General features: G+C 55.9%; 15 protein-coding genes. 11 read left to right on the top strand and 4 right to left on the bottom strand.

What is annotated here, in order from left to right:
* Nucleotides 1–57: 57 nt before the first annotated feature.
* Nucleotides 58–1,434: a PQQ-binding-like beta-propeller repeat protein gene (locus tag Poly41_RS23790; protein ID WP_390621477.1), complete on the bottom strand. Its 1,377-nt coding sequence runs from the start codon at nt 1,432–1,434 to the stop codon at nt 58–60.
* A gap of 266 nt (nt 1,435–1,700) precedes the next feature.
* Here Poly41_RS23790 and Poly41_RS23785 point away from each other — a divergent pair, with 266 nt between their 5' ends.
* The 3 genes from Poly41_RS23785 to Poly41_RS23775 all read left to right on the top strand — a co-directional run bounded on the left by Poly41_RS23785 (nt 1,701) and on the right by Poly41_RS23775 (nt 4,687).
* On the top strand, nt 1,701–2,234 hold the full coding sequence (locus Poly41_RS23785) for a SixA phosphatase family protein (RefSeq protein ID WP_146529591.1): 534 nt from the start codon (nt 1,701–1,703) through the stop codon (nt 2,232–2,234).
* Nucleotides 2,235–2,242: 8 nt separating this feature from the next.
* Nucleotides 2,243–3,403: a metallophosphoesterase gene (locus Poly41_RS23780; RefSeq protein ID WP_231615883.1), complete on the top strand. Its 1,161-nt coding sequence runs from the start codon at nt 2,243–2,245 to the stop codon at nt 3,401–3,403.
* Between the two features lie 195 nt (nt 3,404–3,598).
* The gene (locus tag Poly41_RS23775; protein WP_146529589.1) at nt 3,599–4,687 is read left to right on the top strand and encodes a serine hydrolase domain-containing protein; all 1,089 of its coding nucleotides are present in this window, start codon (nt 3,599–3,601) and stop codon (nt 4,685–4,687) included.
* Between the two features lie 122 nt (nt 4,688–4,809).
* Here the strand turns inward: Poly41_RS23775 and Poly41_RS23770 are convergent, their stop codons facing one another.
* The 3 genes from Poly41_RS23770 to Poly41_RS23760 form a co-directional block, all read right to left on the bottom strand.
* Nucleotides 4,810–5,694: a sugar phosphate isomerase/epimerase family protein gene (locus tag Poly41_RS23770; RefSeq protein WP_197231581.1), complete on the bottom strand. Its 885-nt coding sequence runs from the start codon at nt 5,692–5,694 to the stop codon at nt 4,810–4,812.
* A 107-nt stretch (nt 5,695–5,801) separates the two neighbouring features.
* Entirely contained in the window at nt 5,802–6,755 is a 954-nt protein-coding gene (locus tag Poly41_RS23765) for a beta-propeller domain-containing protein (RefSeq protein ID WP_146529585.1), read from the bottom strand.
* Nucleotides 6,752–10,864: an HzsA-related protein gene (locus Poly41_RS23760; RefSeq protein WP_197231580.1), complete on the bottom strand. Its 4,113-nt coding sequence runs from the start codon at nt 10,862–10,864 to the stop codon at nt 6,752–6,754. Before Poly41_RS23760 ends, Poly41_RS23765 begins: the two co-directional genes overlap by 4 nt.
* On the opposite strand from Poly41_RS23760, the gene Poly41_RS34320 reads away from it, so the two are divergent.
* The 8 genes from Poly41_RS34320 to Poly41_RS23725 all read left to right on the top strand — a co-directional run bounded on the left by Poly41_RS34320 (nt 10,863) and on the right by Poly41_RS23725 (nt 22,086).
* Entirely contained in the window at nt 10,863–11,177 is a 315-nt protein-coding gene (locus Poly41_RS34320) for a hypothetical protein (RefSeq protein ID WP_197231579.1), read from the top strand. The two genes, Poly41_RS23760 and Poly41_RS34320, sit on opposite strands and share 2 nt — an antisense overlap.
* Nucleotides 11,159–12,169 (top strand): aldo/keto reductase, encoded by a 1,011-nt coding sequence (locus Poly41_RS23755; protein WP_146529581.1) that lies wholly within the window; start codon nt 11,159–11,161, stop codon nt 12,167–12,169. The genes Poly41_RS34320 and Poly41_RS23755 overlap by 19 nt, the downstream gene beginning before the upstream one ends.
* Nucleotides 12,170–12,209: 40 nt before the next feature.
* Complete coding sequence (locus Poly41_RS23750; RefSeq protein ID WP_146529579.1) at nt 12,210–14,744, top strand: HzsA-related protein; 2,535 nt, start codon at nt 12,210–12,212, stop codon at nt 14,742–14,744.
* A gap of 342 nt (nt 14,745–15,086) precedes the next feature.
* The gene (locus tag Poly41_RS23745) at nt 15,087–15,851 is read left to right on the top strand and encodes an outer membrane protein (protein WP_146529577.1); all 765 of its coding nucleotides are present in this window, start codon (nt 15,087–15,089) and stop codon (nt 15,849–15,851) included.
* Nucleotides 15,852–16,104: 253 nt separating this feature from the next.
* Nucleotides 16,105–16,254 (top strand): SHD1 domain-containing protein, encoded by a 150-nt coding sequence (locus Poly41_RS35790; protein WP_146529829.1) that lies wholly within the window; start codon nt 16,105–16,107, stop codon nt 16,252–16,254.
* 256 nt (nt 16,255–16,510) lie between these two features.
* Nucleotides 16,511–18,961 (top strand): DUF6288 domain-containing protein, encoded by a 2,451-nt coding sequence (locus Poly41_RS23735; protein WP_146529575.1) that lies wholly within the window; start codon nt 16,511–16,513, stop codon nt 18,959–18,961.
* A gap of 60 nt (nt 18,962–19,021) precedes the next feature.
* Nucleotides 19,022–20,953, top strand: coding sequence for a hypothetical protein (locus Poly41_RS23730; protein WP_146529573.1), 1,932 nt, complete (start codon nt 19,022–19,024; stop codon nt 20,951–20,953).
* A gap of 32 nt (nt 20,954–20,985) precedes the next feature.
* Nucleotides 20,986–22,086, top strand: a complete 1,101-nt coding sequence (locus Poly41_RS23725; RefSeq protein WP_197231577.1) for a sialate O-acetylesterase — start codon at nt 20,986–20,988, stop codon at nt 22,084–22,086.
* Nucleotides 22,087–22,155 lie beyond the last annotated feature (69 nt).

Below are 22,155 nucleotides of genomic sequence, written 5' to 3'. Positions count from 1 at the left end.
TGTAGCAAAACCGACGAGCCTTGGCCCGAGGGCTTCGCAGCCAAACAGGACGGTCTGTTATTTGGAGGGATCCGCTAAATCGACTGCAACAATCTCTTTGTCGTTTCTTGCATACGCGGTGCGATTGGCATAAGCCGGATGGCTCCACACCACGTCGCGTCCAGCTGCCTCGCCCGTCGGTTCGAGCACATGAAATCGGCCTCGCTCTTCATACGCGTCCTTGGTCAATCGGGCAAGAATCAGGTCGCCAATCTCACTCATCAACAAGTAGCGATCCGTATCACCAACCCGAGTCAAGAAAGCCGTCGCCTGCTTGAGAAAACGCGTTTCACCCAAATGGGTCGCATCGAGCGTTTCCCACAACCGCGAACCATCCTTTGAATCCACCGCGATCAATTTCCCCGTTCCCGTGTCGACGCCATATAGGATTCCATCGACGATGATTGGAGTGCTGTTGCATGCGTAGACCGATTGTTTCGGCTCGCCTCGCCACAATTCTTCGACCCTCGGTTGATCGGCATCGAGTTTCAGCATCACCCCTTCGGTATAGATGCCGCTCGCGTACATCCGATCCCCTTCAATCATCGGCCTGGCGATCGACATCTCATACAGCGGTTTCAAGGGAACCTCCCAATACTGCGATCCATCGCTGGGATTCAAACTGACCACCGCATCGGGGTGAAAGACGATTAATTGCGTGGTGTTGGCAAAGTGGATCATCGAGGGAGGGCAATAGCCCGCCTTTGCGTTGAGTGACTTCCATTTGACGGCGCCGGTGTTCTTGTCAAATGCGACGACACCCTGGCCGTCGCCGCCGACCATACAGTAAAGCGTATCTCCCTCCACGAGCGGATGGCCAGCGAATCCCCAAACAGGAACCTCGGCCGAGAAGTCATCCTTAAAGGATCGCTGCCAAACCAATTCACCATCGGCGGTCTTGAGGCAGTGGAGGTCCCCCTCGCTGCCGAGAATGTAGACGCGGTCTCCGTCGACCGTCGGCGTACAACGAGGGCCCGCCGGGTACGAGATGCTGTAGGGGCAATCGTATTCAAACTTCCAAATCATCTTGCCCGTGGCTTCATCGAGTACCAAGAGCCGTTCTTTTCCATTCAGATTCGCCCGTTTCCCAGGGTCATTGAAAGCTTCGCCCGATTCCTTTTTGTAGTCAAACACGTAAACGTGGCCGTTGGCGACCGCAGGCCCCGCATAGCCGCCGTGGATTGGCGTCCGCCACTTGACCTTCAATCCTGCCGCTGGGATCGTCTCAACGATTCCTGTTTCGTGGTAGACTCCATCTCGTTGGGCTCCCATCCATCCTGGCCAATCGTCAGCGACGCAAGCAGGATTGCTGGCAAAAGCCATCAACACCGCAGCGACCGAGGAAAATGCGGCAGAGAAGCGGGTCAAGGAACACTGTGTTTGAAGGAATGTCATGGGCAGCGCTTTCGTATTGTCAGTGATCGGGTGAATTCTTGTTAATCGGAGAAGATTGGGTTCTCGAGCAGCCTTTTCCCCCTGAGCAGCCATTCAGCCCCTCCAGCGATGCGGCACGTCAGCGTCCCAGGGTGGCAGCCCGCTTTTTTGGGGCAAAAAGCATTCTGTTCGATTGTACCAACTGGACCCGCGAGGCTCGATCGGAAATAACATCGCCCTGATGCGTTTACTGCAAAATCGTTCCCGCTACCCCTGATCGACAGCCCATGAACCGATCCCAAGCCGATTCCTCCCCCGACTCTCCGTCGAAGCGGCTGGTTTTGATGCGTCACGCCAAGAGCGATTGGTCGAGCCAGGGGCTTTCGGATCATCAGCGTCCGTTGAATCGGCGCGGACAGCGCGATGCCCCCGACATGGCCCGCTGGCTCTGCGATGTCGAGCTTTGTCCCGATCATGTGCTCTGCTCGTCCGCTGTGCGAACACGCGAGACGCTGGACTTGATGACAAGTGAACTCGTAAACCCGCCCACAATCGATTTCTCGGACTCCCTCTACTGTGCTCCATCCGAAGCGATCGCCGAGATCATTCGTGATACCGGCGGCGAGGCAAATCGCTTGCTGGTGCTTGCCCACAATCCGGGAATGTCCGATTTGGTTTCGACCCTCTCGGGGCAATTCATGGGAATGCCAACGGCGGCCATCGCGGTGTTCGAATTGCAGTTGGAAGACTGGCAGCAGTTTCACACCAGCATGATCACGACACTGATCCATTTCATGCGTCCCAAGGCATTGTCATTGTGATTGGGGAAGTGAATCGTTGGTGGTTGGTGCTGTTGGCGGTCGCTGTCGGGCATTTCGGTATCCACCTGGCCATCTACAATCGTGTCAATGCGATTGGCTTGTCGCGGTTGACCACAAAGATCATTACCAAGGGTTTCTTGCTTTCCACGATCCTGATCCCACTGCTCCTTTTGCTTTGGTTTCCGCGGCCCCTGCGAGAGCTGCTGGCGAATCAGACGGAAACCGCTCGCTTCCCAGTCTATGTCACGACCTACGCCATCGTTTGTCTTTCCAGTTGGGTATTCTTGGGGATCCCGTGGCTGCTATGGCGACCGATCTTTGGATTGGAATGGGTTCGAGCCCCGAGGAGCATTGAAATCCAGGACGTTCAGCGTTGGGTCCGTCATTCCTTAGCACGGACACGCCGCTGCAAGATCGAGTCGCGGCTACCGCTGAATCAAATCTTTGATCTTGCGATCGAACAGATCACGCTTCCCGTCGTCGGATTGCCAGCCCAACTTGATGGCTACAAAATTGCGCACTTGTCGGACATCCACTTAACCGGCCATGCCCATCCCGACTACGCAAAGCATGTGGTCCAGATGGCGACTCGGTGGCAGCCCGAGATGATGGTACTGAGCGGCGATATTATCGATCGACAGGTTTGCGTCGATTGGTTGCCCGAAATCTTTTCGCTTGCCGAGGCGAGAGACGGCTGTTACTACGTCCTCGGCAACCACGACACTCGGATCAGCGACTCGCGTCAAACTCGCCGTGCGATGGACCTTGCCGGATGGACCGACTTGGGGAATCTGTCCGCGATCCACAGCCTGCGTGACATCCCGGTGCGGATGATTGGAAACGAGTATCCTTGGTTTGACCGTCCGAAGGTCGAGCCAAACGATCACGGCGAATTCCGGGTCTTGGTCAGCCACAGCCCTGACCAAATTTGGTGGGCGCGGCGGCGCGGAATCCAGCTGATGTTCGCAGGGCACACGCATGGCGGCCAAGGCCGGTTGCCGCTGATCGGGCCGCTGCTGAGCCCCAGTTATCACGGCAGCCGTTTTGCGTCGGGCGATTTCTACAAGCCACCGACGACGATGCATGTGTCGCGAGGTCTCGGTGGTTGCCACTTGATGCGAATTCATTGCCCGCCTGAACTTTCGCTTGTTACACTGAAGGCCGGTTAAAGTCATGGGTTGCCGGAACGGCTGAAGCCTGAACTCCAACATGCTGGTTAAGACAATGGGGTTGCTGGAGCGGCTGAAGCCTGAACTCCAACATGCTCTGGCCCCACTTGGCGACTGCAAAAACCTTAGGCCTTAGAAGTCGGCTTGCGCCGATTAGGTGTGCCTCCCCTTCCCACCGCTCGAAAAGATTTCATCATGAAGAAGTTCGTATTGCTAGTCGGATTATTCGCTTTGGCGCTGAGTCCGTTCAATCTCGCGTTAGCTCAAGGCGATCCTTTGCAGCGCAGTACACCCGAATCCCAAGGCGTTTCATCGGCGCAGATCGCGAAGTATCTCGAAGCCGCGAACGAACAAGTCGATTCCATGCACAGCTTTATGCTGGTGCGGCATGGGAAGGTGATCGCCGAAGCCTGGTGGGCTCCCCAATCGGCAGAGCAACCCCACGTGCTATGGTCGCTCAGTAAGAGCTTTACATCGACGGCCGTTGGGATCGCGGTGGCCGAAGGGAAGTTAAGTGTCGATGATCGGGTCTTGGAATTGTTCCCCGAGGACGCACCACAGAACCCCTCAGCGAATCTGCAAGCGATGCGAGTGCGCGATCTGTTGACCATGTCGACTGGACACCAAGACGAGGTCAATTTGCGAGAAGCGGAGCATTGGACCAAGGCGTTTATGAACCATCCGGTCCCCCACAAACCGGGAACTCATTTTCAATACAACACGCCCGCCACCTACATGCTTTCGGCGATCGTCCAAAAGGTCAGCGGTCAAACCGTGTTGGATTATCTGCGACCGCGTCTGTTTGAACCGCTGGGCATTGCTGCGCCGCGGTGGGACGAGAGTCCGCAAGGGATTTCGATCGGCGGCTACGGTTTGTACCTCTGCACCGAGGACATCGCGAAGTTCGGGCAGTTGTACCTGCAGCAGGGGCATTGGAACGGTCAGCAGCTTGTTCCCGAGTCCTGGATCGAGCAGGCGACATCGAAACAAGTCTCCAACGGCAGCGACCCGGATCGCGACTGGGACCAAGGGTATGGCTTTCAGTTTTGGCGCTGCCGTTTTGGCGCCTACCGTGGCGATGGCAAAGACGGCCAGTTTTGTGTGGTTTTGCCGGAGCAAGATGCGGTGATCGCCATCACCGCCAACACGCGTGACATGCAGGCGGAACTGAACGTGGTCTGGGAAAAACTCAAAAGTGCATTTCACGACAGCCCGCTTCCCGAGGATCCGGATGCCCAAAGGAAGTTGAGTGAGCTGATTGAGACGTTGAAGGCAACGAGATGAAACGCCGGATCCGCAGGCAGCTGTAGCCTTTGCATCAGGGACCGAAAGGTGATTTCAGCGACCCACGGGAGCGGGCTAACGCCACCCCGAGCGGTAGCTCGCTCCGCTGCGGCCGTGCCGCCCTACGAAGTCAACGCCTGTTTGCAGAACTGGACGCACTTGGTGACTTCGTTCACCGCATCGGAGTCCTTCGGAATGGTGTATTCCAACTCGATATCCGCGGGGAACGTCAACTGATTCTCCTTCATGTATTGGAGAACTTCCGTGACGGGGGTCTCGCCGAGGCCAAAAGGCATGTTTGGACCGTTGTCTTTCTTTCGGTCTTTGATGTGCAAACTAAGGATTCGGTCTTGATGCGCCTCGATCAGACGGAGTGGATTTTCGTTGGTGCCTGCGAGGTAGTGACCGATGTCAAGGTTGATGCCAAGGTACTTTCCAGAGGAGAGGATTGATCCGTCGTAAGTCGTTGGCTTCAGTTGGGTGTGGTTGTGAAAGCCGATCATGATCTCATGTTTGTCCGCGATCGGTCCAAGTCGCTTGGCTGCGTCCTCGGACAACTCGCGAGTGATACCGGTTGCTCCAAGCGCCTTTGCTGCAAGGAAGCAGTCTTCGATTTGCTCGTCCGACATGTTGGCGTTCCCAATCTTGGGGAACTTGACGATGTGGATTTCAACACCGGCATCGTTGTACAGCTTCCTGAGTGCCGAGAATCCCGCCGTGCCGCCCTCTTCGCTGCCATTCTTCTGGGCAAACTGTTCTGCTGTATTTCCCATCAATTCAATGGAGTTGATTCCGGATTCACAAACATACTTCAGTATGTCTTCTGCGCTGCTTGGCATCGAACGGTAGCTATAGGTGATGATGCCTATCTGGACACCGCTGAACTTTGAGTTGGGTTTGGCCGCTGCAGCGGCCAAACCGTTGCCTGGCAACATTGCCGTGGTAGCAAGGGTTGCGCTGGCACCGACGAAGGTCCTGCGTGAGACTTTGGGAGTGTTGATTGGCATGGTTTGGCTCTCATTCAGGGGTGTCGTATCTGGAAAGTAAGCGTCGCTCGTTTGACGGCAACACGCATGGTAACGCTGTCGCATGCAGAGAACAATCGTTGAAGAACTCAGTGCAGAATTTCCCCCTGGGTTACGTCGCCGGGGATATCCAAGAGCTGGATCGTCGAGATCGTTTTCATCGCTTCGTGATCCGCAAAGGTCCAGACAACCTTCTTGTCAGGGGTGACCTCGATGGCGTGCGGAGCGGTGCCGAGTCGACCGTGTCCAAGCCAATTCGTCATCACGGTGTTGCCGTTGGGTAGTCGTTGTAGTCCCGACATGAATGCCAAGTGAATGCCTGGCAAGTCTTCGCTTGTCACCTGCCAAACCGTGTTGCCTTGCGGGTCGCATTCGAACACGTGCGCGGGCTCTTTGTTTTGATCGCCGCACGCAATCAGCGTATTTCCGTTCGGTAATCGGATGGCGCTGTGAGGGCCGCCGGGTGCAGCAAATTCGGTGATCGGCGCACCCTCTGAGTCGTACTGACGAACCACGCTTTCGGCGTAGTGAGTCACGAGATAGTGTCCGTTCTTCAATTTTCGGGCATTGCGCATGTAGCCGTGCCCGCCATCTTTTCCTTCGGGCAGTAAGCGAATCTGTTTGACAAGCTGGCCTTTCGGATCCACTTCGATCAAACGTCCTGCATTGCATTCCGCGATGAACGTGTTGCCGTTTGGCAGGCGTTGGCAGGCATAGATCTCGCTTTTCGATTCATACGAAAAGATCACTTCCTTATTTCGATTGACTTCCTTGACGCCGTGTCCGGTTCCAAACAAGAGGTTGCCATTGGGAAGCACCCACAAGTCGTTGCAGTGAGCAGCCGGATGCTCCCAAGTCACCTTGCCGTCTGCCGATACGATCAGGACCTTGCCCGAGGTGTAGTCACAGCACGCAAACGAATGCCCCGCTCTCTCTTGTTGGGTTGCGGGTTGAATCGAGTCGGCCGGCTCTGATGCGTTCAAGTGGGCAAACGCACCGGCAAGCAGGATCGGCGAAATGAGGACCCGTGTTATTGATTTCATGGTTGATTGCTTGTGCAAATGACTCGGAACCCCACATTGAAGACTTTCATGTAGGGTCTGTAATCGACTTGGCTTCCCGCGGTGCATCGCTTGGGACGATCATAGTAGGACCCGCCACACGCCAGCACGCGATTCGCGTCGTTGCGTGTTGCAGTCCATTCCCAAACATTGCCGTGCATGTCATGCAAGCCCCATGGATTCGGTTGAAATAGGGGCCTTTGGGGCATCCCCCGCTGACCGTCGGGGCGTTCGGACTGGTACATTGGCGTTGCCAACATCACGCCGGTTTCATCTCGCGGGAAACGCTGAGTGAGGAAGACATGGTCATCCCATTTGCGGTCGCGCGGAACCCGGTCGTCGTACTTGCCCGGGTTCTGAATCAAGGCTGTTGTCGTGTATTGGCCGGTGTTGGTGTTTGATGCAAATTCGGAAAGCCGAACATCGCCCAAGTTCGCGTACGGTGAGAAATCATCACCCAGTTTTCCAAACCAGAAATCGCGATCGGATCCGGCCCGACAGGCCCACTCCCATTGCTCGAGGGTGGGAAGTGAGAACGTGTGTCCGGTTTGTTGCGAAAGCCAATTGCAGAACGCATTGGCCTTGTTCCAATCGACTCGCACCGCCGCCATTTCATCGCCATTCATGTTGTAGCACAGACGCCCAAACTGATAGCCATAACGATCCTCGCGGCGCGAATTGAATTCGGGTTCAAAGCATCGCAGCTGTTCGTTGGTCGTCTCGAACTGTGCCATCCAGAACGGTTGTTCAACGAGGGTCCGTTCCCCCTCGGCGTTTGTATACTCGCCCGCTGGAATCCGTGACATGTCGAGTTCGATCTGATTGCCAAGATGGACCGACCAAGTCGGCTTGGCGCCTTGCAACGTCACTGCCTTGTCGGCTGAGAACGGCCAATCAGCCAGGGGAGTTGTGGGCGGCAGCGTTGCCCGATCACTTGGGGGCGCGATCGGTGGTTGGAACGGCAACGAACTGGGCAAGGGGTCCTGTTCTTCAAAGTTCGTATAGATCGCAGCATATTGTTTGGCAAGATCCATTCGCCGGTCATTGACCTGCTTGACTCGCTGAGCGGGTTGCTCACCCACGGCAGTCCAAGTGCCGTGGCAGGGTGCGTTCAGGTCGATCCATGTGATCAGTTGCTGCCAGGATTGAGCATCCAAATGCACGTTGTAATGCCTTCCCTCGCGAAGCATCTGAACCAGTTCGGTGGTATCGGCGTGGAACTCGCCTGGGGAGAGCATTTCCAGTGGACCCTCGATGCCATTGCGCCGCACGTATCGCTCGAGCGCGACGTAAGAAACGGGGAAGTTGCCGCCACGGGCTCCGCCGCCGCAGTTCCCACCATGATCACTTTGCCAGTCGGTGATGTATTGCTCGCCTCGCAAATCGACGAGCCCCTCACCATTCTCTTGATCGCATGAAAGGTCGTGCGGATAGGAAAGGCCCTCGATCTTAGGAAGTTCCGTGGCATCCGAACCCTTGTGGCAGCCCACACAGTAGCGATCCAAAACAGGTTGCACTTGATGGGGAAAGCTGAAACCACGAACGGCTTGTGATCCCATCTCGATGGTTGTAGGTGGACGCAGCGACGCTTTCGTTTGGCGAAGCGATCCCACTGTGTTCTGGTTTTCGTGGCATCCAACACACGAAACAACCTCACCGGGCATCCCAACCATCCAACTGCGCATCAATTGGACCGCCTTCCCCTCGTCATCAAGCGGTTGCATGAAGATGGGTGTATTGGCAGGAATGGTAAACGATGCGGAACCATCGTCTTCAACCGGGACCGTTCCAAGCACTCGCTTGATATCCCAGGGCCCATCGGCGCCGATCGATCCAAGCAAGCCACCCGTACCATGCGTGCTGAAGTAGTACGTGCCGATGCGAAGCTGTTTCACGGTATGTCGCGGGATGTCCTTCAATCCTTGGCCAGCGTAAACGTCTGCTAGAAAGACGGTTGCGTTTTTCTCGCCCGGCACCGTCTTCTCAGCCAAACGCCGCGGTCGTTCGCGTTGCCTCAGCGGAATGGGGTCCAAGATGGCACTGCCCTCTTCTTGATAGAGGAGCGTCATGTTGTCGAATGCATCCACCAAATAGACGCCCCACAACGCGTCGGGACTGGGCTTCATCGAGACGATGAAATCGTTTTCACTCAACGGATAGGGATGCAGGAAATGTGGCCAGCCGAAATCAGCCAACCGGTCTCGCACCTCGGGCTGGACGGTTTGGTTCCAACCGGGGATCTCCCGAACGACTCCCTCGGCTTCGCGTTGACCCCGTTGAGGATCAATCACCAGCAATCGACCACTGCGAGGTGTGCCGTGATGGCCAGTCGCGATACCGACCACTTGTGAATCCTGGCCGGGAATCGGACGAGGATAGAAAAACGACGGCATGAAATACGAACCCGACCCGTAATACGCCATCTGTTCGGTTCCGTCGGGATTCATTTGAAACAAAATTCGACTGTTGCTATGAGGCAAATCACAGTACTCCCACCTTTGGTACATCACTCGACCGTTGGGCAGTGCTGTTGGATTCCAGTCGCTATCTTGTTCGAACGTTAACTGCCTAATCTCTCCGCTGCGTCGATTTTGTTTGTACAAACAAGTCATTCGCCGCGCGCCGTATTCACAGGGTAACCCTTGATAGGAGGCGGTCGAACAAAAGATCAGTTCGTCGGGGTCGGCCAAATAGCATGAGTCAAAGTGACCCACGTCGTCGCCATCATCGGGAGTCAATTGTCGAACATTCGGTGTGGCGGATCCATCAAGTGACAAGTCCATCTCGAACACTCGCCAATTGTCCTGTGTCCGTCCAATGGACGAGAACATCATCCGCGAAGCATCAAAGTCAACTTCCAAGTCGGTGATGAGTCGGCCCTCGGAATGGTAAAGCGTCTGCACCATCGGCTGCGTTGGCAGACTCGAGACCACAGCAACCTCATTGTCCCAACCGTGTCGGGGCAGCGAGTCGTTGGTGTGCGCGTTGAGAGTCGCTACTCCCAACTCCTTTCCCATCGCCCCGCGCGCTCTGTCACCCAGTCGGCGGCGCAGGATCACCATCTTGGAAAAGTCCAAGCGAGGATTGCGTAGCAGAATGTCACGTTCGAATCGAACCAGTTCCGCTGCCTCGGTCCAGGCACCCGTTTGCCCCGTTGACGTGGCAAGACGCAGCGATTCAAAGGACGAAGCGTAAGCGGTCAGCCGCGAGCGAATCGATTTCGCGTCGGGATAAAGGGCGGGATGTTTGCTGGCCAAATCTTCAAATGCTCGCTGCAACGCATCGATGTCGATCAAGTCGAACTGTTGACACACATCGTTCCACCTTTCACTCCGTTCACGACAAGCCTTGTAGAGGTTGTCCCAGCCAGCGTCGTTCAAAGGAATCCGGCGAGCAACAAGTTCTTCACATCGAGTCGACAAGTCATGATGACCGTCCATCCGCTTGAAAAAGGAAGCCAGCGTGGATCTCGCCACAGCGTATTGAAAACGCCAATCGGTGTCGGTTTCGGGAAGCGTTACCGATCGAGTCGACCAATGGCTGACACTCGATTGAGTGCAAGGTCGTCCCAACGCAAGATTCGTCTGCTTGTCCTCGGGTGCAAACACCTTGACTTCATCTAAGTGCATCCATGTCGGTCCCGGTGCCGTAATCCGCAAGTATCGAGCACGGGCGGTACCCAGTTGGACCTCGATCTTTCGGTTCTCCGCGGAGGTGGCTCCGTGCGAGTGCACCAAATTCCATTGTTTTGCATCTTCCGATGCCAGAATTGTGAAATTCGACAACCGCTCACTCGAATGAGGCGCATCAATGCAAACGAAGCCAACGGATTCGATGGCTCCGAGATCAACTTGCCACCAAGGTGAAGGGTCTTGGCTTGTGTGTGTGCTGTACTTGCCCGTGACCCTTCCATCGACCGCACCCGCAGCGTCTTCTGCGCGTGTTACCTGGGCCGAGGAAAGAAGGGCTCGCTGAATTTCGCGTGCAAACTCAGCGGCAATCAGTTGTGACCCACAAAGGGAAATGAGGCAGATCGCGAAAATTTGGTTTGCGACGAAACGGATTCGTTGCCAAAGGGGGGGGCTCTTCATGGCACGCGCTGGTGAGGGTGGGAAGCGGGCATGGGTAGGGGACCCCATCGTATCCCCGTGGAATCTCTATGTCAATGTAAAGCGAGGTGTTGTCGTGCTGCGCTGGTTGCATTTCAAGGTCAATAGCGACTACAATTTATTGAACAGGCAAAACGTTCGTTTGCCTCCCACCCCGATGAACTTCCCACCCCTGTCAGGCCGATTGGCTTGTTTCGACGCCTGTGGTTGCCGTGCTGCCGGTCCGTTGTTGCCGGAGCGGAAGTCGACTCCCTCTAACCCCTATCGCGATCCAAAATGCAATACAGGAATCTAGGCTCATCGGACCTCAAAGCTTCGGTCGTTGGCATGGGGGCTTGGGCGATTGGCGGCGGTGCAAGTTGGGGCAGCAAGGTTGATGACGAAGAGGCGATCCGAACGATTGAAACTGCCGTTGATTCGGGAATCAACTTTTTTGATACCGCACCTGCTTATGGTTGGGGGCACAGTGAGCGATTGCTGGGTCGCGCGATCCAAGGGCGGCGCGACCAAGTGATCCTCGCCACAAAATGCGGACTGTGGTGGGATGACGATCGCGGATCGTTCTTTGCCGACTTTGAAGGTCGACCGCTCTATCGTTCGTTGCGACCCGATACCCTTGCCATCGAAATCGAGCGGTCTCTTCAAAATCTGAACACGGAATATATCGACTTGTATCAAGTGCATTGGCCGGCAGTCGAACCGGAACAAACGCCGATTGCGGACACGATGGAAGCATTGTTGAAGCTCGTCGAGGCTGGCAAAGTGCGGGCGATCGGCGTCTGCAATGTCAGTGAGGAGGAGCTTCAGCAGTATCTTGCTTGCGGGGCCATTGTCAGTGATCAGTTCCGATACTCGATGCTCTATCGATCACCGGAAAAGGACATCTTGCCACGATGCCAACAACAAGGCCTGGCCACACTGACTTACATGTCGCTTGAACAAGGGTTACTGACGGGAAAGGTGACCGCCGAAACGGTTTTTGAACAGGGCGACCTCCGCACCCACGCGGGTTGGAACCCCTGGTATTTGCTTGCCAATCGGACTCGCGTGATTGATCTGTTGCAGGCTTGGAAACCACTTTGCGACGAATACAACTGCAATTTGGCGCAATTGGTGCTGGGTTGGACACTGGCACAGGACGCCGTGACACATGTCTTGGCCGGCGCACGACGTCCCGACCAAATCCGTCAAAATGCCGCCGCGGGTGATCTGTCCCTGTCTGCGGAAATCATTGAACGCATGAACCAAGACCTCACGGATTTGGGTGAACCCAACCCGGACCCATGAATCACTCAGCGAATTCAGGAACGACAAAAGGATCACGAACATGCTAGTGACAACCCTACCGAATAAAGTAAATCGTGTTTTGGGACCCAGGATGTTGATCACGGGGCTTCCGTTGTTGCTCTTGTCGGTGGTGGTTGGCCGATCGGTTGCCGGACAATCGGCCGTGTCATTGGACCTTGAGCAGGAGGCTCAGGCACAGTACGAAACCCTCCTTGATGACTTGAACGAGATCGAGCGGTTCGAGAGGTATGCAGAGGAGACCTATCATCCGGAAGCTTTAGTCAAACGTAGCGATCGAGACCCGCTCGATGTTCTGGTGCGGAGAACGCGAGCGTTGTTGGACGATATCCAAGGCAGGTTCGCGGCACCGGAACTGAAGGAATTGTCTGCGAAATTCGCGGCACTGAGCGAGAGGGCAACGCTTGTCGATGCGGGCGAGAAACCACGCCGTCGAAAGCTGTTTGGCGAGCTCTTTTTGTTGCGCCGCAAGATTGCTTTTTCGAATCCGCTGCTCGACTTTGACAAACTCCTGTTCCTTAAGCGTGATCGTGCCACGTACGATCATATGTGCGACCAATACTACGGCACAAACGCCGCGCCCGGTGGCGGAGTCTATTTATTGAGCGATCCCTTTAGCGATGCCCCGACTTCCACGGATTTGCTTGCGAATACGGTGGTCACCAGCGGTCGGCTAGCCAGCACCTCACTGGTGAACGGGAGTTTCTTGTCACCGGAGATTTCTTATGACGGTAAGAGCGTGATGTTTGCTTACGTCGAGTGTGTTGGAGATCCTTCTCACGTGACCCATCTCGATCATGCGAACAATGGGCACTGGGATCGCGGCCGCTGTTATCACTTGTTTTCAATGAATGTCGATAGCGAGAGTTTGGAAACCTCCAATCTGCGTCAGCTTACCGATGGCACGTTTAACGACTTCGACCCCTGTTACTTGCCCAACGGTCGGGTGGCATTCATTTCCGAACGGCGCGGCGGTTACCTGCGATGCGGGCGTGATTGTCCGTCCTATACCGTCCATGACATGAAACCCGATGGATCAGACATCCGAATTCTCAGTCCGCATGAAAACAACGAATGGCACCCGAGTGTCACCGACGATGGCATGCTTCTTTACACACGATGGGACTATGTTGACCGCCATGGATGTACGGCACACCATCCTTGGATCATGACGCCCGATGGTCGCGATTCGCGAGCGATCCACGGCAACTTCTCCACCAAGAAAGAACGCGCGGACATGGAGATGGATCTCCGCCAGATCTCTGGCTCCGCAAAGATTATCGGCACCGCTGCGCCGCACCATGGCCAAGCATACGGTTCGATCATTATCGTCGATCCGAACATCCCTGACGACGATGCGATGGCCCCCGTGCGTCGTGTCACGCCGGATGTCGGATTCCCTGAGAGCCAAAACGGGGCTCAGGTCTATGGCACGCCTTGGCCACTCAGTGAGAACTATTTTCTTTGTGTCTACGATGCCAAGATGGCAAAGGGGACCGGCAAGCACAACAAGCCGGAGGGTCCCGGGCAATATGGCGTCTATCTGCTCGACGCGTTCGGCAACAAAATTTTGCTCTACCGCGACCCTGCGATCGCCTGCCTGAGTCCCATGCCATTGCGTGCCCGCACCAAGCCTCTTGTCGTTGCCGATCAAAGTGCCCGCCTGGCGAGTGATCCTCCAACGGAGGGCACGATGGCGATCATCGATGTTTATGACAGCATGTTGGCGTGGCCCGAGGGCACCAAGATTTCCGCGCTAAGGATTTATCAAATCTACCCCAGTTCGACGCCATCGGCCGTTGGATTGAGCCCCCATCAATTGGGGCGACGTATCGCCGAGGCTGCAGACTCCAATAACCTCGCCCGAAGCGTTCTCGGTACGGTCCCGGTCGAGAAGGATGGAAGTGCCTATTTCACTTTGCCGGCTTTGAAGGAGGTCTATTTCCAAGCCCTCGACGAAAAGGGTCTTGCCGTGCAATCGATGCGATCAGCCACATGGGTGCAGCCGGGTGAGCGGTTGCTCTGCTATGGGTGCCATGAACCCAAGCAGCGTGCGCCACAAATGCCCGAGCAAACCCCACTTGCCTTGCTGCGGGAACCCTCGGTGCCAACACCGGATGTCGACGGCACCCATCCGTTTAGCTACCCCCGGTTGGTGCAACCTGTGCTCGATGCCAAATGCGTCAGCTGTCACGCAGAGAGTTTGGATCAGGGGGCTCCGCCATTGGACCGTCAATTGGTCCAGGCCAACCTGACGGCAAATAAAAATCTGTCGAAGCTAACGACGGTTTATCGGTCCTACGATAGTCTTGTTCATGACTATGCCTTCTGGAGCTATGGAGATGTCTATCGAACAAGACCTGGTCAGTTCGGTGCTCGTGCATCGGAGCTCTACAAACTACTCTCTGCCGGACACCACGACGTCGAGTTGAGCGAGGACGAGATGCACCGCATCACCGTTTGGCTCGATTCGCTGTCGAACTTTTATGGCGTCTATGAAGAAGAAGGTGGGAAGATCCAACTCAAAGGCGGCGTCGCCCATCCAACGCTGCAGTAAGGCGTGGTGAATTACGCTACTTTTGGGGGCCGTTGAGCTTGCGTCTCACAGCCAGACAGCCATGCTGGTCCGGTGCGATGTCTCGTTTCACTGATTGCATTTTTGCAATGGTCCAGGCTGTTCTGCGGGTCAGCTTGAGAAGGTGTGTGGATTGCGCGAGATAGCGGTTTTTTGCATTTTTCCTTAATCGGTTTTCGTTCGGTTTTTCTGGATTCGTGTCATCCTTATTGGACGATCTTTTTGCACAGGTGTATCGAGAGGCACCGTTTCACATGATGTCTCTTGAAGTACCGAACGGTGAAATGGAATTCAGATCCTTAGAACACTCAAGGCGATGGTTTGATGCGAAAAGTCAATTTCTTCATGACTGCACTTGTGGCGGTCTCTCTCTCGCCGGCCGTTCAAGCGGCAGGCCCTTTCGGATTGTTCGATCATGGTGGATGCGATTCGGCTTGTGAAGTCGAATGCGGCTGTGAAGCGATCGGTTGCGATAGCAACTGTGATGTGGCGTGCGACTCGGTTTGCTGTGGCAGCCAGTCATCGTGCGGTTACGTGAGCCTGTTTGGTGGCTGGAACTTCTTACATGATTACACGGGTGAAAGCGGTAACTTCGACATCATCGGCGGCTTCAGTGACGGTTGGGCCATTGGTGGGGCGTTGGGTCGTCGCATCGGAAATGGATTCCGAGCCGAGCTCGAATTTGCTTTCCGAAGCAACACCGCCGACACGTTCGTGGCCCCCCGAGGCCGAGTCGCGGGTGAATGGAGCGGCCATTCATTTGCATACAGTGGAATGGGGAATGTGTACTACGACGTGTGCGATCTGCAAGTCGCAGGGATTACACCCTACATCGGCGGTGGGATCGGGCTCGCGGTTGTAGATGCCGATTTTGAATCCCTCGGGCTTCCTATCGAAATTCAGGACGCGGCGTTTGCGTACCAAGCCATCGTCGGAGCAACGAAGCAGCTCAATCGTAGCGTCGATCTCTTTGCGGAATATCGATATGTCGGCACGACCGACATCACGGCTGAGCCGCAAGGTTTCGAACCTGTGGACGCGTCCACCGAATTGGAAAATGTCTTTTTCGGCATTCGTCTGAATCGATAGGCGTCTGTGTCACGATGCGGAAGCCAACGCAACAAGCCAGCCGTTCGGGCGATCCCCGAACGGCGTGAGCTGAGGAACCGGGGCTCTCCAGCGGCACGGGCTCTTCAGCGGAATGAATGGGTCGATGCTTCTGGGTTTGGGGCCTTCGTAGTGAGTGGTGTTGACGGTTGCGGGTTCGCTTCCGCCGGAGGTTCGCCGACCGCCCACTCACGCATCTGCCGCCCCGGTGGCCTGTTCGTCACGGCGATAGAAAATCGCCAGCGGGAAGTTTTCCGTGACTGCCCAGCTTGTTTCCGTCAACGACCAACGCGTCGTCTTACGCAAAACAAGCGGAGACGAGATCGAAGTCCTTCTTAGCCAACTTCATCCGAAAGACCGGGAGTTCGCATCTTCAGCGCACTAAAGACCCGTCTCGTCCGCATAATCCCGGTTGCACCCCATCGACGCACCGACCGGGCTAAAAAAACGGTATCCTATCAAGAGTTTGGGGACCGACCGTGCTCGCCGAGTTGGCGGTGCTGAACCAGCAGGTTCAAGATGCAACCAACCTTCGAACGAACATCGATGAAACATCCCGTACATCGATACGCGTTGTATCCACCCGCTACATTCGTGCGAAATGCACTGACTTCACATCGCAAAGAGGGCAGCCAAGAATCATGAAGGCCAATCGATACAAGACCGCGTTTCCGTATGCAGTCCTTCTGATGGCAACACTGGTCTTCCCCGTCTCGACCGTGCTCGTTTTGCTCGCGGATCCGTTGTCGGCAGCTGGGCCGGGGGCAGCGATCGCTAACCCGGACTTGACGCAAAACGACAAGATCCCCGAGGATGCGGACCACGACTGGAACCTCGGGCCGACAGGCGCGCGCGGTTGGATGTTCAGTGACAAGCTCGTTACCACCGACGCTCGGCAGATCGCGATCACAAGCGTACAAAAGAACTCCCCCGCCGCAGGTGTCCTTGCGGTTAGCGATGTGATCCTCGGCGTTGGCGGCAAGCCGTTTTCCTTCGATCCACGCACCGAGTTGGGCAAAGCGATCACCGCAGCCGAATCCGAGGCAGGTGGCGGAGACTTGTCGCTGATTCGGTGGCGGGCCGGCAAGACCGAAAGCGTTGTCGTCAAGCTCCCTGTTCTTGGTACTTACAGTGCGACGGCACCCTACAACTGCCCGAAGTCGCAGCGGATCCTCGAAGTGGGGTGCAAGGCGTTGGCTGTGCGAGTCGCGGACCCCTCTTACCAACCGAATCCGATCACGCGTTCGTTGAACGCTCTCGCTCTGCTGGCAAGCGGCAATGATGATTACCTGCCCTTGGTGAAGAAGGAGGCTCAGTGGGCGGCGGACTACTCGGCCGATAGCTTTCAAACCTGGTACTACGGCTATGTCATCATGTTGCTCTCGGAGTATGTGATGGAAACCGGAGACGACTCTGTCATGCCGGGCTTGCGGCGTCTGACGATGGAAGCCGCCAACGGCCAGAGTGTGGTCGGTTCCTGGGGTCATCGCTTCGCGAACCCTGACGGACGCCTGGGTGGATATGGGATGATGAACGCGCCGGGGTTGCCGCTGACCACCTCGCTAATTCTCGCTCGAAAAGCGGGAATGCAGGATCCCAAGCTTGACCAAGCCATTGAGAAGAGCTTGCGGTTGATGCGGTTCTACGTCGGCAAGGGCAGTATCCCGTACGGCGATCATGCTCCCTGGATCGAAGCCCACGAGGACAACGGCAAGAACGGAATCGCTGCGGTGATGTTCAACCTGCTAGGCGAAACCCAAGGGGCTGCGTTCTTCTCGCAGATGAGCGTCGCTTCGCACGGGCCGGAGCGTGACACGGGGCACACTGGAAACTTCTTCAACATCCTGTGGTCGATGCCCGGTGTCGCGCAGTCAGGCCAACACGCCACAGGCGTATGGATGGAGGAGTTCGGCGCATGGTATTTCGACCTTGCGCGAGATTGGGACGGGACCTACCTTCACCAGGGACCGCCTGAAACGAAAGGCGACAAGTATGACGGTTGGGATTGCACCGGCGCCTACCTGTTGGCCTACGCCTTGCCGCTGAAGAAGATCCATCTGACCGGCAAGCAGCCTTCGGTCGCACCTCAACTCGATTCCGCCGCGGCACAAAATCTAATCCTTGACGGACGCGGTTGGAGCAATAAGGATCGCACTAGCTTTTATGATGCGTTGAGCAGCCAGGACCTGATCAGCCGTCTGAGCAGCTGGTCGCCCGTCGTTCGCAATCGCGCAGCGATGGCGCTGGGGCGTCGGCAGGAGGACGTCATGGCCCAATTGATTCCGTTGCTCGGCGCCCCGGATCTCTACACACAATACGGTGCCTGCCAGGCGATCAAGATGCAGCGAGGACGCGGCGCTGCGGCGGTTCCAGCGTTGCAGAAAGCGTCTCGATCGGATGACCTCTGGCTGCGGGTTCTGGCAGATGAGGCGATGGCAGGGATTGGGGATCCAGCCAGAGTGGCCATTCCCGAGATGCTCGCAAGACTCGCCAAGACCGATCCGAAGAACGATCCCCGCAGCATGGAGCAACGTTACCTCTGTTTTGCCCTGTTCAACAAGCGCGGCGGACTGATCGGCCAGTCACTGGAAGGTGTCGACCGCGAGCCGCTGCTCAAGGCCATTCGTGCCGGATTACAAAACGAAGACGGACGAGCGCGAGGCAGTCTTGCGACGGCGTACGAGAATCTCCGCTACGATGAAATCAAACCGCTGTTGCCCTCGATCCATCAAGCGATTGTTGTACCAGCACCAAGCGGCGTCATGTTCGCCAGCAACATCCGGGTCGAGGGACTCCGGTTGCTGGCCAAGCATCGGGTCGCGGAGGGTATCGATGCGTGTGTGAAGTACACGCGAACGCAAAACCCTTGGGCCAGCGAGAAGCGAACGCCGGAGTTGATGAAGCTGCTGTTGCTTTACGGCGCCCACGCCAAGCCAGCCGTTCCGGAACTGAGACGAATCGCCGACTACTTCGAAAACGACGAGAAGGATTTCCCACGGAGATTGATGCTTGAAAAAGCCAAGATTGTCCGCGAGACAATCCGTGCCATCGAGGCTTCGGACGAGCATCCCGAGTTGATTCGTCTCGAGTAGCGTTTCGCTTGCTTTGGTCAGCTGTTCAGAAAAACGACGTTCTCAAAAAGGAAAAAAGAAGTGTTTCGCCATCTCGCTCTATCTTGTTTGTTGTTGAGCTTTCTCTATTGCGGGGAGGTCCGCTGCCAAGACCGTCCGCAAAAAATGCCTCCTGAGGACGTCGTTCATGTTCCGGCGATCGGAGAAGGCCTCTGCCTGAGCAACGTCTTCCAGTCCAACATGGTTCTTCAACGAGACAAACCAATCGGCATTTGGGGCTGGGCAGATCCCGGTGAGAAAGTCACGGTCACGTTCGCCGGACAAAACGCAGACACCGTCGCCGGCGCCGACCGCGACTGGAAGGTGACACTCACGGGCATAGCGGCCAACGCTGCACCACAGACCATGACGGTCAAGGGCAGCGACCAGACGTTGACACTGGAGAACATCCTGGTCGGTGACGTCTGGATCTTAGGTGGTCAGAGCAACATGGAATTCCCGATCAGCAGAGTGGACGACGGGGAACTCGAAATCGTATCGGCCAACTTTCCCCAAATCCGGCTGTTGACGATGCCTTGGGGTAAGGGCTTCGATTCCGTCAAGAGTTTTGAACGCTTGGACGAGTGGAGTTCTTGGTGGAGCAAGCATTTCCGCAAGGGCGATTGGGAGGTTTGTTCCCCCGAGACGGTGAAAGAATTCTCGGCGCTGGGTTATGTCTTCGGGCGACGCCTCCACATGGCCACTCAGGTTCCGATCGGACTCGTTGATGCTTCGATTGGCGGAACAACCGTCGAGACGTGGACTCCGCAAGACGTGATGGCGAATATCGACGGCGAGGAAACTCGCGATCTGCTCAAAGACTGGTCCGACAGGATCGCCGCGTTCGATCCGCAAGCTGATCTCGAAATGCGGATTGCGAACTACGAGAACCGAAACAAGAATCTCATGGCCCAGGGGAAGAGCGTGCCGGCAGATAGCAAGCCGCCAAGTGACCTGCAACCAGGGCCCTCTGCCGACAGGAACCGACCCGGCTATTGTTACGCGAGCGTGATTCAGCCCCTCGAAGGTCTTTCGGTCAAGGGCAGCGTCTTTCACCAGGGTTACAACAATTGCTTCAACGGTTCGGCCGGAGCAAGGATGTACTACCAGATCTTTGGGAAAATGATTACGGCTTGGCGCTCAGCGTTCAACGATTCACAGATGCCGTTCTGCATTATCTCACTGTGTACCGACGGTGAGCCGCAGACTCAAGAGAACTTTCTCAAACCGATGTATGACGTCGGTGTCCTGATACGAGAAGCTCAGTACAAAACCTTCCGCGATTTCTATGATGCCGGGGATAGGGGAATCGGTTTTGTCAGTTCCTTCGACCTTCGAAAAAGTTGGTACCACCCTCAGATCAAAATCCCAGCAGGCGAAAGGGCGGCCAAATGGGCATTGGTTACGCAGTACAATCTTCTCCAGGGAAGCGATGCCCAACAGTACTGGCTTCCTCCATCGATCGAGAAGGTAGAAACCGTTGAGGGAACGATCCGGTTGACGATGAGCAGCAACCTCAAAACAGCAGACGACAGCGACGGCAAGCTGTTGGGGTTTGCCATCGCCGGGGCGGATCGACGCTTCTGGCTCGCTGACGTCCAGTGGTACACGGACGGTTCCGTCGACAATCGCAATCAACCGAAGCTTCAACGCAACGTCCTCGTGTTGAGTAGTCCCTTCGTCGCCGAGCCATTGCACTTCCGCCACGCCTGGGCGCGAAACCCCATGTCGAACATCGTCAACAGTCGCGGCGTGCCCTTGGCCACGCAACGAAGCGACGATTGGACTCTGGAAGAGACGCCGATCAAGATCCCGCTTCCTCCCAACACGGATCTGAAAAGTCAAGCCAGGCGCATTCGCAGCTTGCTGATAAAAGAGTTGGAACTCGCTGATGCCGAACGTCGGATCAAGGAAGCCGAAGCGACCATCACCGAACTCGAACCGCTCCTGGAAAAAGCCAGCACACCGCAGTAACGCAGGTCACTCTACAAAGAAGGGCAACCAAATTGTCATTCCACCAATGCACACATGTGCTTTCGTGTGTCGTTCTACTTTGGACGCTACTGATCCTTCCCGCAGCTTCGGCGGAAGTCTCCGATCCACTGCCCGATCCCGACGGCAAACCGGCCGATCTGAGCAAGCCGGTACAGGTGTTTATCCTATTAGGCCAATCGAACATGCTGGGCTTTGGCCGGGTTGGCCCTGCGGACAAGCAAGGTACACTCGAATACATGATCAAAGAGAAAGGCAAGTATCAGCATCTTGTCGATGATCAAGGAAAATGGACTGAGAGAAAGGATGTGCGCTACGTCCATGTTATGGATAAGAGGGGTGTGGATTTCCGGGACATGGAGCAGTTTGCAGACATGAAGAACCAATGGCTGACCGTAACGGGTAACTTTGGACCGGAATTGGGCTTTGGCCACGTGATGGGGCATTTCTACGACGAACCCATTCTGGTCCTCAAAGCTTGCATCGGCAACCGAAGCTTGGGGTGGGACCTACTTCCTCCAAACAGCCAGCGCTATGAGTTTGAGGGCAAGACGTATGCTGGCTACAAAGACAATCCTGGATCATGGACTGAGGGTGCTCCCAAGCAGAAAGTCAATTGGTACGCTGGCAGGCAGTACGACGCTGACACGAGCCATGCCAAGGCGGTCTTAGAGAATCTGGACAAATACTACCCGGGCGCGAGGGGATACGAAGTGGCTGGCTTTGTCTTTTGGCAAGGGCACAAGGACCAAAACGCAGCCCACGCAAAACGTTACGAACAGAACCTCGTGCGTTTCATCAAGACACTGCGCAAGGACTTTAACGCGCCGGACGCCAAATTTGTCTTGGCAACGATCGCCTTCGGTGGAAACAAATTGAGTGGCCATGGTTTGACGGTGGCGAAGGCCCAGCTGGCTGTAAGCGGTGAAACTGGCAAGTATCCCGAGTTCAAATGTAACGTGAAAACCATCGATGCACGCCCCTTCTGGCGAGACAAAGAGGGGTCTCCTAGCGGCGCGGATTATCACTACAACCACAACGCCGAAACCTACATGGAGGTCGGCGACGCATTGGGTCGGGGGATGGTGGAGCTCTTAACCCAAGTCGAAGACTGAAAGGCCTGCGCGGTGTCAGGTTGTGACCCGTTCTTAGCCTTTTCTGAGACGGTTGAATCAACACGAAAG

Source organism: Novipirellula artificiosorum (assembly GCF_007860135.1).
GTDB classification, from domain to species: Bacteria; Planctomycetota; Planctomycetia; order Pirellulales; family Pirellulaceae; genus Novipirellula_A; species Novipirellula_A artificiosorum.
The sequence above is the reverse complement of the archived record's forward strand: the minus strand, read 5'-3'. Positions and strand labels throughout refer to the sequence as shown.

What these genes read in the sequence shown, in the direction of transcription:
- Poly41_RS23790 (WP_390621477.1), bottom strand. Translation starts at nt 1,434, where the DNA reads ATGACATTCCTTCAAACACAGTGTTCCTTGACCCGCTTCTCTGCCGCA.
- Poly41_RS23785 (WP_146529591.1), top strand. Translation starts at nt 1,701, where the DNA reads ATGAACCGATCCCAAGCCGATTCCTCCCCCGACTCTCCGTCGAAGCGG.
- Poly41_RS23775 (WP_146529589.1), top strand. Translation starts at nt 3,599, where the DNA reads ATGAAGAAGTTCGTATTGCTAGTCGGATTATTCGCTTTGGCGCTGAGT.
- Poly41_RS23770 (WP_197231581.1), bottom strand. Translation starts at nt 5,694, where the DNA reads ATGCCAATCAACACTCCCAAAGTCTCACGCAGGACCTTCGTCGGTGCC.
- Poly41_RS23765 (WP_146529585.1), bottom strand. Translation starts at nt 6,755, where the DNA reads ATGAAATCAATAACACGGGTCCTCATTTCGCCGATCCTGCTTGCCGGT.
- Poly41_RS34320 (WP_197231579.1), top strand. Translation starts at nt 10,863, where the DNA reads ATGGCACGCGCTGGTGAGGGTGGGAAGCGGGCATGGGTAGGGGACCCC.
- Poly41_RS23760 (WP_197231580.1), bottom strand. Translation starts at nt 10,864, where the DNA reads ATGAAGAGCCCCCCCCTTTGGCAACGAATCCGTTTCGTCGCAAACCAA.
- Poly41_RS23755 (WP_146529581.1), top strand. Translation starts at nt 11,159, where the DNA reads ATGCAATACAGGAATCTAGGCTCATCGGACCTCAAAGCTTCGGTCGTT.
- Poly41_RS23750 (WP_146529579.1), top strand. Translation starts at nt 12,210, where the DNA reads ATGCTAGTGACAACCCTACCGAATAAAGTAAATCGTGTTTTGGGACCC.
- Poly41_RS23745 (WP_146529577.1), top strand. Translation starts at nt 15,087, where the DNA reads ATGCGAAAAGTCAATTTCTTCATGACTGCACTTGTGGCGGTCTCTCTC.
- Poly41_RS23735 (WP_146529575.1), top strand. Translation starts at nt 16,511, where the DNA reads ATGAAGGCCAATCGATACAAGACCGCGTTTCCGTATGCAGTCCTTCTG.